At 72.2% G+C, this 9845-nt stretch carries 9 protein-coding genes and 1 riboswitch; of the genes, 2 read left to right on the plus strand and 7 right to left on the minus strand.

Annotated elements, in window-relative coordinates; genetic code table 11:
- Positions 1-106: 106 nt before the first annotated feature.
- Together ACWDYJ_RS34980 and ACWDYJ_RS34985 are read right to left on the minus strand one after the other, a co-directional pair.
- Complete coding sequence (locus ACWDYJ_RS34980) at positions 107-1684, minus strand: RNA polymerase sigma factor (RefSeq protein WP_451569637.1); 1578 nt, start codon at positions 1682-1684, stop codon at positions 107-109.
- Between the two features lie 234 nt (positions 1685-1918).
- Entirely contained in the window at positions 1919-2680 is a 762-nt protein-coding gene (locus tag ACWDYJ_RS34985) for a methyltransferase domain-containing protein (protein WP_451569638.1), read from the minus strand.
- 58 nt (positions 2681-2738) lie between these two features.
- Positions 2739-2833: riboswitch (ZMP/ZTP riboswitch) on the plus strand.
- A gap of 75 nt (positions 2834-2908) precedes the next feature.
- On the opposite strand from ACWDYJ_RS34985, the gene ACWDYJ_RS34990 reads away from it, so the two are divergent.
- Positions 2909-3754, plus strand: a complete 846-nt coding sequence (locus tag ACWDYJ_RS34990) for a bifunctional 5,10-methylenetetrahydrofolate dehydrogenase/5,10-methenyltetrahydrofolate cyclohydrolase (RefSeq protein WP_451569644.1) — start codon at positions 2909-2911, stop codon at positions 3752-3754.
- A gap of 66 nt (positions 3755-3820) precedes the next feature.
- Here ACWDYJ_RS34990 and ACWDYJ_RS34995 read toward each other — a convergent pair whose 3' ends face one another.
- The 3 genes from ACWDYJ_RS34995 to ACWDYJ_RS35005 are packed head-to-tail and all read right to left on the minus strand — an operon-like array spanning position 3821 to position 6527.
- A complete protein-coding gene (locus ACWDYJ_RS34995) occupies positions 3821-5260 on the minus strand; it encodes an NAD(P)/FAD-dependent oxidoreductase (RefSeq protein ID WP_451569639.1) in 1440 nt (479 codons plus the stop codon).
- A 32-nt stretch (positions 5261-5292) separates the two neighbouring features.
- A complete protein-coding gene (locus ACWDYJ_RS35000) occupies positions 5293-5532 on the minus strand; it encodes a hypothetical protein (RefSeq protein WP_451569640.1) in 240 nt (79 codons plus the stop codon).
- Positions 5529-6527: a hypothetical protein gene (locus ACWDYJ_RS35005; protein ID WP_451569641.1), complete on the minus strand. Its 999-nt coding sequence runs from the start codon at positions 6525-6527 to the stop codon at positions 5529-5531. Before ACWDYJ_RS35005 ends, ACWDYJ_RS35000 begins: the two co-directional genes overlap by 4 nt.
- A 308-nt stretch (positions 6528-6835) precedes the next feature.
- On the opposite strand from ACWDYJ_RS35005, the gene ACWDYJ_RS35010 reads away from it, so the two are divergent.
- Positions 6836-7261 carry a hypothetical protein gene (locus ACWDYJ_RS35010; RefSeq protein ID WP_451569642.1) on the plus strand — a complete coding sequence of 142 codons (426 nt, stop codon included), beginning with the start codon at positions 6836-6838 and terminating at the stop codon, positions 7259-7261.
- Here ACWDYJ_RS35010 and ACWDYJ_RS35015 read toward each other — a convergent pair.
- Positions 7247-8035: a helix-turn-helix domain-containing protein gene (locus ACWDYJ_RS35015; RefSeq protein WP_451569643.1), complete on the minus strand. Its 789-nt coding sequence runs from the start codon at positions 8033-8035 to the stop codon at positions 7247-7249. The two genes, ACWDYJ_RS35010 and ACWDYJ_RS35015, sit on opposite strands and share 15 nt — an antisense overlap.
- Positions 8036-8068: 33 nt before the next feature.
- Positions 8069-9832: a hydroxysqualene dehydroxylase gene (locus tag ACWDYJ_RS35020; RefSeq protein ID WP_451569645.1), complete on the minus strand. Its 1764-nt coding sequence runs from the start codon at positions 9830-9832 to the stop codon at positions 8069-8071.
- Positions 9833-9845 lie beyond the last annotated feature (13 nt).

Raw genomic sequence — 9845 nt, forward strand, 5'->3', positions numbered from 1 at the left:
CTCGACCTCGTACGCCCAGATCTTCCTGCCGGCAGGCCTGCTGGGAGGCCTTGGTATCGGGGTGGCGCTCACCGCCGGCTGTCCCGGTCCAGCCGGACCGGCTCTCTTAGTCCAGGTAGTCGCGCAGCACCTGCGAGCGCGACGGGTGGCGCAGCTTCGACATCGTCTTGGACTCGATCTGGCGGATGCGCTCACGGGTGACCCCGTACACGCGGCCGATCTCGTCCAGGGTCTTGGGCTGGCCGTCGTTCAGGCCGTAGCGCATGGAGACCACGCCCGCCTCACGCTCGGAGAGCGTGCCCAGGATCGACTGCAGCTGCTCCTGGAGGAAGGTGAAGGAGACCGCGTCGGCCGGGACGACCGCCTCGGAGTCCTCGATGAGGTCACCGAACTCGCTGTCGCCCTCCTCACCCAGGGGGGTGTGCAGGGAGATCGGCTCGCGGCCGTACTTCTGGACCTCGATGACCTTCTCGGGGGTCATGTCGAGTTCCTTGCCCAGCTCCTCCGGAGTGGGCTCCCGGCCGAGGTCCTGGAGCATCTGGCGCTGCACGCGGGCCAGCTTGTTGATGATCTCGACCATGTGCACGGGGATGCGGATGGTGCGCGACTGGTCGGCCATGGCGCGCGTGATCGCCTGCCGGATCCACCAGGTCGCGTACGTGGAGAACTTGAAGCCCTTGGTGTAGTCGAACTTCTCCACCGCGCGGATCAGACCGACGTTGCCCTCCTGGATCAGGTCCAGGAAGAGCATGCCGCGGCCGGTGTAGCGCTTGGCCAGGGAGACCACGAGACGGAGGTTGGCCTCCAGCAGGTGGTTCTTGGCGCGGCGGCCGTCCTCGACGAGGATCTCCAGCTCGCGCTTGAAGGCGGGCTTGTGGTCCTCCTCCTCTTCGAGCTTGTACTCGGAGAAGAGGCCCGCCTCGATGCGCTTGGCGAGCTCGACCTCCTGCTCGGCGTTGAGGAGCGGCACCTTGCCGATGAGCTTGAGGTAGTCCTTGACGGGGTCGGCGGTGGCACCGGCCACCATGACCGTCTGGGCCGGGGCGTCGTCCTCGTCGTCGTCGGACAGGACGAAGCCCTGGGTGCCCCCGACCTTGGGGGCCTCCTCCTCGGCGTCGTCCGCGATGTCCTCGGCGGCAGCCCAGTCCTCGCCGACCGCGGGCGTCTCGCCCTCGTCGGCGTCCTTGGCGCCCTTCTTCGTGGCGGCGGTCTTCTTGGTGGCCGTGGCCTTCTTGGCGGCGGTCTTCTTGACCGTGCGCTTCTTCGGCTCGGCGGCGGCGTCAGCCGTCACCTCGTCCTCGGTGGCGGCCGCCGGCGAAGCGGATATCGCCGCCGCGGTGGCCGGAGCGGCGGTCTTGCGCGCGCCGATGGGGCGCGGCGGGGCCACAGCCTTCTTGGTCACGGTGCGGGCCGGGGCGGCGGCTGCCTTGCGGGGCTTCTTGGCCGGAGCCTTGGCCGCGGGGGCGGCGCTGACGTGGAGGGCCACACCCTCCTCGTCGAGGACCTGGTTCAGGCTGCGCAGGACCCGCTTCCACTGGTCCACCGGGATGCGGCCGGCCTCGAAGGCCTGGCGCACATCGTCACCGTTGATGTGACCCTGCTCGCGGCCGCGCTCGACGAGCGCGACGAGGGCCTCCGATTCGGCGATCTCCGGAGGGAACGTACGGGACGGGCTGAGCGACACAAGGAGCCTCTCGTTGCGAACAAATAGGGTGAGCGGGACATCATCGCGCGAACTTGGGAAACAGACCCGAGGGGGGTCTGTATTCCGGGCCGCACGAGGACGCCTGTCGGTTCATCGCACGCCCGAGTAGATTCGTTACGCGCTGAATTGAGTGACCTGCGCCACGCTGTGCCCGCGCAACGGATTTCGAGGCGGACGCGTCCGCCCCGATCCGGTTCCCATCCGCCTTCCCGATCAGCCCGTTTTGCGGGCCTCGATGAGGAAGCGGGCGGTGTGCGCGACGAACGGGCCTTCGCGTTCGATCTGTTCGTGCAGCTCGCGCAACCGGTCCCGGTACTGCCCGACCGTGAAGCCGGGCACCATCCAGATCACCTTCCGGAGAAAGTAGATCACGGCTCCGATGTCGTGGAACTCCGTCCGCAGTCGCTCGGAGCGCAGATCGACGACTTCGAGGCCGGCCTTCGAGGCGTCGGCGACAGCGTCGTCGGGGTGCCGGCCGCGCCGGACCTCCTCCGGCTGCGGGCCGAGGAAGTACTCGACGAGCTCGAAGACGCTGGCCGGACCGACCTGCTGGGAGAGGTAGGTGCCGCCCCGTTCCAGCACCCGGGCGATCTCGTCCCACCAGATGGTCACCGGGTGCCGGCTGGTGACCAGCTCGAAGGCCTCGTCGCCGAAGGGCAGCGGTGGCTCGTCGGTGTCGGCGACCACGACCGCGCCCAGCGGGTGCAGCAGCCGGGTGGCCTTGGCGATGTTCGGCGGCCAGGACTCCGTGGCAACCGTCAGCGGCGGAAGGGGCCCGGCCCCGGCGAGGACCTCGCCGCCGCCGGTCTGGATGTCCAGGACGGAGCGGACCTTGGCCAGCCGATCGGCCAGCAGCCGCTGGTACCCCCAGGAGGGCCGCTGCTCGGTGGCCCGGCCGTCGAGCCACGAGAAGTCCCAGCCGTCCACGGACACGGATTCGGCCTCGGCGACGAGATGGTCGAAGGTGCGCGTCATGTCTCCCATCGTCCCAGGGCGGGCCCCGGTCAACCACCGGATGCGTCGACTACAGTGGGCGGCGGGCCGTGACTGGCGTTCGGGTGGATCACCACCGGGGAGCGGCCCGGCGTACCGCGTGTACGTCGACTGCCGCGCGCCTGGGCGAACCGCGATCCGCAGCGACGTTCAGGAGACCCCGTGACGACTGCCCCTGCCCCTGCCCCTGCCACCGCGTCCGCCCGGCTGATGGACGGCACCGCCGTCGCCCGTCGCATCGCGGAGCGGACCGCCGCCTACGCGGCCAAGATCACCGAGCGCACCGGCACCGCCCCCTGTCTCGCCACCGTCCTCGTCGGCGAGGACCCCGCGTCCGTCACCTACGTACGCATGAAGCAGAACCGTTGCGCCAAGGCCGGCATCACCTCCCGCCACGTGGAGCTGCCCGCCGCGACGACCACCGAGGAGCTGGTGGCCACCCTCACCGCACTCTCCGAGGACCCGCGGATCAGCGGCATCCTGCTCCAGCACCCCGTCCCGCACCACATCGACGAGCGCGCCGCCTTCGAGGCCATCGCCCCCGGCAAGGACGTCGACGGGGTCACCATGCACTCCTTCGCCGCCATGGGCTTCGGGCTGCCCGGCTTCGTCTCCTGCACCCCCGGCGGCATCATGCGCCTGCTCGCCGCCTACGACGTGGACCTCACCGGCAAGCACGCCGTCGTGGTCGGGCGCAGCGCGATCCTCGGCAAGCCGGCGGGGATGCTGCTGCTGGAGCAGAACGCCACCGTCACCTACTGCCACTCCCGTACCCAGGACCTGCCCTCCATCGTGCGCCAGGCGGATGTGCTGGTCGCCGCCGTCGGCAAGGCCGAGTTCATCCGGGGCGAGGACATCAAGCCGGGCGCGGTCGTGCTGGACGCCGGGTACAACGAGGGCAACGTCGGCGACGTCCACTTCGAGTCGGCCGCCGCCCGCGCCTCCCTGATCACGCCCGTGCCCGGCGGTGTCGGGCCGATGACCATCGCCGTCCTGCTGGAGCAGACCGTCCAGGCGGCCGCGGCGCAGGCCGGGCTGGACCTCGCGGACCTCTGAGCCCCCACGCCCCGCGCCCCGGGTCACGCGGGCCCGGGGCGCCCCTCGTCGAACGGGGGCCGTCCTTCACCGGGAACGGCCGGCAGGGTCGACCTGATCGGTGTGGCCGGTCTCGTCGAGCCCGGCCACGGCCCGCTCGGCCGCGGTGAGCGGCGGCGCCTTCAGGGCGCCCTTCGCGGAGGCCCGCAGCACACGCCACACCACCTCCGGGCGCAACCAGTGGCTGGGCGGGCTGGTCATGGTGATGACCTCGAAGAAGGCGGCGGTGAGCGGCTCCTGGGTGGTGGCCCCGGTCACCAGCCGGCTCACGTAGGCGTCCAGCAGACCCGAGCCGGGCTTCGGCTTCATGCCGGTGGCGCCCGGGTAGAGGATGTCCTGCGAGGTGGCGAGGTCCCAGGCGGTGGCCACCTGCGGGGCGAGCGCCCGCTGCGCCGCGTTGCCGAAGCCGGGCCGGGCGAGACCCTGGGCGCGCAGGAGGCCGCGGACGGCGAGCAGTCCCTGGGCGGCGACCGTCATGCCCTGCCCGTAGATCGGGTTGAAGGTGGCCACGGAGTCGCCGACGGCGAAGAAGCCGTCGGGCAGGTCCGCCTTCTCGAAGTGGATCCGGCGGTTCGCGGTGCCCTGGGTGACGGCGACGTCCGTGAGCGGCTTCCTGCCCTCGAGGAGTTCGCCGACGACCGGGTGCCGGATGTCCTTGGCGAACGGGATGAAGGCGTCGGGGTCGCTGGTCGGCTGGCCGCCCCGGGTGCCCGAGAGGGTGGCCTGCCACTGGCCGTTCTCGATCGGGACGATCGTCGCCGTCCGGCCGGGCACCGGCACCCGGGGGTCCGACTGGACGTTGACGATCGGGAAGCCGAGTGCGTGGGCGCCGGCGGGCGCTTCGAAGAGGCGGGTGGCGTAGACCAGGCCGGAGTCGACCGCGGACTGGCGCAAGCCGCTCACGCCGAGGGCCTTCAGCCAGGTCAGGGCCCGCGATCCGCGTCCGCTGGCGTCGACGACGAGATCGGCGGTGATCAGCCGGTTCTCCTCCTCGGGGGTGTCGACGCGTACGCCGGTGATCCGGGCGGCCGTGCCCGCCAGGCCCCGTACCCGGCTCCGCTGGAGGGTCGAGACCCCCGGGAGGGCGGTGACCCGGGTGCGGACCACCGAGTCGAGCAGGTCGCGGCTGCAGGAGATGTTGAACTGCTTCTCCCCGCCGCGTGGGATCCAGCCCTGGGCGGTCATGCTGACCAGGTCGGTGGGCAGACTGCGGCGCAGCGCCCCGGCCGCCGTCCAGTCCTCGGTGATGCCGGGCAGGATCTCCTCGATGGCGCGCGCGCCGCCCGACCACATGACGTGGACGTGCCGGCCCTGGGGGAGTCCGCGCCGGGGCGCCGGGCTGTCGGGCAGCGTGTCGGCGTCGATGATCGTGACCGACGCGTGTTCGGCGAGTACGGCGGCCGCGAGGAGACCGGCCATGCTGCCGCCGATGACGACGGCGCTGCGGGGCGGGGAGGACTGGGTCATCGTGTGGTGCTCTCTTTCGGGCCGCGCGGACGTCAGCTCGCGGCGTAGACGATGAAGGCCGGACGGCCGGGGGCGGCTCGGCGCGTACGGCGCGCTGCGGGGCGGCTCCTGCCGAGGTGCGGGCCGAAGGTCTCGGCGTGGATCTCCGCCGGATCCTCCCGGTCGGCGCGGGCGCCCGCCTGCCGGATGACGCGGTCCCGTCCGGTGTACGAGCGGAGCAGCTCCGCCGGCCGGTCGGCGCCGGGCCCGCGCGGGGTGCCTGTGGTCCTCATGGTGCTTCCCCCTCTGCTGAACGGTCCGTACGGCCCTCCCGCGCGAGCAGTTGGTCGAGGTGGTCGGCGAGCGACTTCCAGCCCGCCGGGGAGAGCTGCCCGGCCCGCGTCACGATGCTCCGTACGTCGTGCGCGCGCAGCACCGCGAGCATCGGGTTCTCGTACTGCGGCTCGGCGGCGCGCAACTCCCGCTCGATCCCGGCGAGTACGCGGGCCAGTGCCTCGGTGTCGTCGGCCAGCAGGAAGCCGCCCTCGACGCCGTAGAACCGCTGGATCCCGGCGGCCGCGACGAGATTGGGCAGGCCCTCACCCTGGGCGAGGCGGGTCAGGGACTGCCCTGACGCGTCGAAGGATCGGGCGATGGCCGTCAGGGAGTACGGCCGGCCGTCGGGCCGCGGACGGGTCCGGCGCAGGTGCTCGAAGCGCAGGCGCACCTGCTCCTTGAGCGGCAGTCGCGGCGGATGCCCGTCGAGGGTGAGACGGATGGCGTCGGGGGTGAGGCCGCTGAGGTGGGAGAGGCGTTCGAGGTCGTCCGTGGCGGAGGGGCCGGCTGTGGCGTCCGGACCGTGGGTGGCGAGGGCCCGCTCCACGGCGCTCTTGCTGTCGGCCAGCAGGAAGCCGGCGTAGACCCCGAAGAAGCGCTGTACGCCCGCCGCGTGGCCGAGCCGGGGCAGGCCGGTGCCCGCGTTGAGCGGGCCCAGGGAGGCGCCGGGCGCGTGGAAGTCCTCGGCGATGGCGGCCAGGGACCACTCCCGGCCGTGCCTGTCGCGGCGGGTGGCGCGCAGCCGCAGGAACCGCTGGTGCACCCGTCGTTCCAGCGGCATTTCGGCCGCGGTGCCCGCAACCACCCGGTGGATCACCTCCGGTTCGACCCCGGAGAGGTGGCCGAGCCGCTCCACCGCGAGTACCTCGGCCGGATCCTGTCCGCGCTGCTCCGCCAGCTCCACGACACGGCCCCAGGCCGCGCTGAGGTCGGGTCGGGCGGCGGCTCGCACCGGGGATTTCTCCGTATGTCGAGAAGGTGTTCGAGTGGTCGGGCCTGTGAAGCCTAGCCTCCGTGCCCGCCCCGAACCAGCGCATCCCCAACATTTCCTGCCGTACGACTCAAAGAAGGTTGGTGTCCGGATGGTGGGCGCCGGGCCCCGAGCCCGGCACGACCTCGGCATGACTCCGCATGACCCCGGAGGTAATCGACCGCGCGAGGGCCGGTCGGCACAGTGGACTCATCGGGCTCCGGGGCCGCGCACTCGGCTCCGGAACCCGTGTCCACCAGCGCATTCGACCCCGATGGAGGCTGACCGCCATGTCCGCGACCCTGCTCGGCAGCATCGCCCGCACCACCGTCCCGCACACCGCGCTGCGCCGCTTCCTCGCCCTCGACGCCGTCGTCACCACCGGCAACGGCCTCGCCTACGCCGCCTTCCCGGCCCCGCTCGGACGGCTGCTCGGCGTCGACCCGACGACCCTGCTCGCCCTCGGCGTCTTCCTCGCCCTCTTCGGCGCGGGCGTAGGCCTGCTCGCCTCCCGCCCGAGGCCCGCCGCCTTCCCGGTGAAGCTCGTCATCGAGGCCAACTACGCCTGGGCGGCCCTCAGCCTGGCCGCGCTCGCGCTCTGGCTCCCGCCGACCACGGCGGGCGGGGTGTGGATCCCTGTGCAGGCGCTCACCGTCGCCTCCTTCGCGCTCCTCCAGCAGCTGGCGCTGCGCGCGGCCGGGTCAGGGCGCCAGTGAGCGCAGGTACTTCACCGTCGCCGGGTCGGCCGGGAGCATCGTCTCGATGGCCAACTCGGCGACCGTCACGTCCATCGGTGTGTTGAAGGTGGAGATCGACGAGACGAAGGACAGCAGCTGCCCGTCGTGCTCGATCACCAGCGGCAGGGCGAAGTACGGTACGGGCTCCCGCGGTTCCGTGTCGCTAGGGCGGTCCGGCACCGGGTAGGCCGACACCTCCTCGTACAGCGTGCGCAGCTCCTCGGAGCGGGCGAGCGCGATCTGCCGTTCCATCTGGGCCAGCAGGTGCCCGCGCCACTCCTTGAGGTTGTGGATCCGCGGAGCCAGCCCCTCGGGGTGCAAGGTGATCCGCATCGCGTTCAGCGGCGGTGTCAGCAGGTGTTCCGGCAGCCCGTCCAGCAGCATGGTGACGCCCCGGTTGGCGGCGATCACCTGGTACGTCCCGTCCACGATCATGGCCGGATACGGTTCGTAGCCGGTCAGCAGCCGCTCCAGGCCCTCGCGCAGGGCGGCCATCGCCGGCGCGTCGAGCGGGGTGTGCGCGTACCGCGGTGCGTAACCGGCCGCCACCAGCAGCGCGTTGCGGTCCCGTACCGGCACGTCGAGCCGGTCCGCGAGCCGCAGCACCATCTCCTCGCTCGGCCGGGAGCGTCCGGTCTCCACGAAGCTGATGTGGCGGGAAGACGAGTCGGCGCGGCCCGCCAGCTCCAGCTGGCTGATACCGCGCCGCTCCCGCCAGGTGCGCAGCAGCGCACCCACACGCGCAGTCGTCATGGACCGACGGTAGCCGAGCGGGCCGGGTCGCGGTCAGCCCAGGTCGAAGACGTTTCGCAGGCCGAGACGGTAGCGCCACAGGTCGTGCCGCTTGGCGGACTCCAGCTCCGGGGCCCGGTACATCGGCGTGACCACGCACCGCGCCGCCACCGAACCCTCACGCTCCAGCAGGGCGTTGACCGCTGCCCGGGCCGACGCGTTGGCGCCCTCCATCGTCGCCAGGTCGATGTCCACCGCCACGTAGTCCCCGCTGAGGAAGAAGTTCGGGACCCGGGTGCCCGCGCTCGGGCGGTTGTGGAAGGTGCCGGTCGGGTGGATCAGCAACTCGTCCTGGTTGGTGGGGTTCGGCGTGCCGAGCCCGTCCACCCCCGGGTCCAGGAACCAGGAGTGCAGGGTGCGGTCGGTGAGCAGGGTCTTCCCGGTGTCGTTGAGCGAGGCCTTCAGCTGCGCCCACACCTCGCGCGCCACCTCCTCGCGCGTGCACCGCTTGGCCGTCTTCCCGTACAGGATCCCGGGCTTGTCCCACTCCGAGATGTCCACCGACAGGCAGTCCACCGCCACGCCGTCGCCGTAGTCGGCCGGGAAGTCGCGCGCGGGCCAGTGCTCGGCCTGCTGGATCGCCGTCAACGACCAGGGCGAGTCGATGCAGTTGACGTGTCCGTGCACGAGCGGCGCGCGCTCGGTGAGATAGAACTGGATGCCGGTCATCCAGTCCGTCCTCAGCTTGTCGCAGCGCCCCAGCATCGGATCGGCCGCGCGCAGCGCCGCGCTCCAGGTGCGGCGGGCGTGTTCGACGGGCAGGGCCGAGACGTAGTGGTCGGCGGTGACGGTGTGCCGCGCGCCGGCCGGATCCTCCATCAGGACCCCGCTCACCCGGCCGTCGCCGTAGCGCACCTCGCGTACGGTCCAGCCGATCTTGAACTCCACGCCCAGCGCGCGCAGATGGGTCTCCCACGGATCGATCCAGGCCTCGTTGGTCGGCAGGTTGAGGATCCGGTCCGGCGGGCCGTCCGCGCCGCGGCCCAGCAGGTTGAAGACGAAGGCCTCGCCGAGGGCGCCGACCGTACGGGTGGAGGCCTCCTCCGCCTTGGTCGCCACGATGTTGCGGGTGATGCCGACGGCGAGGATGCGCTGGTACTCGTGGGACATCCGCGCGGCGCGCACGAAGTCCCACCAAGGAGTGCGCTCCCACACCTCGTTGCGGCGCTCGTCGCAGCTGGTGAGGAAGACGAGCACGCGGTCGACGAAGTACGCCGTCTCGTGCGGGGGGAGGCGGACCAGTGACTGCAGGATGCCGGTCAGGGCGCGCCGCAGCTCGTCGGGCGTCAGCTCGGCGGGGGAGTGCTCCGGCCACGGGATGGGCGCGCGCAGGTCCTCGCGGCCGCCCGCGCGGGCGAACATCATTTCGGGCGGCGCGACAAGGTTGTCCCACACCCCGTTGGCGTTGCCGGGGAAGGGAATGCGCCGCATCGTGTCGGGGAGGTTGTGGTAGATGCCGGGGATGAAGCGGAAGCCGTGCTCGGCGGGCAGCGGGCGGCGGCCGCCCCGGGCGGTGCCGGGCACGTCCATGCTGCGGGCCTTGCCGCCGAGTGCGCGGCGTTCGTACACGGTGACGTTGTACCCGCGCTCGGCGAGTTCGTGCGCTGCGGTCAGACCGGCCACCCCGCCGCCGAGGACGGCGACGCTCCGGCCGGTCGCCGGCGTGGCGGTCGCCCCGGCGGCGGGCGCGGGGGCCGCGACCCCCGCGCCGCCGGCCGTCCAGGCCCCGGCGGGGGCCGCCCCTCCGCCGCCCCCCATGAAACTACGCCAC

The organism is Streptomyces sp. NPDC003042 (assembly GCF_053591315.1).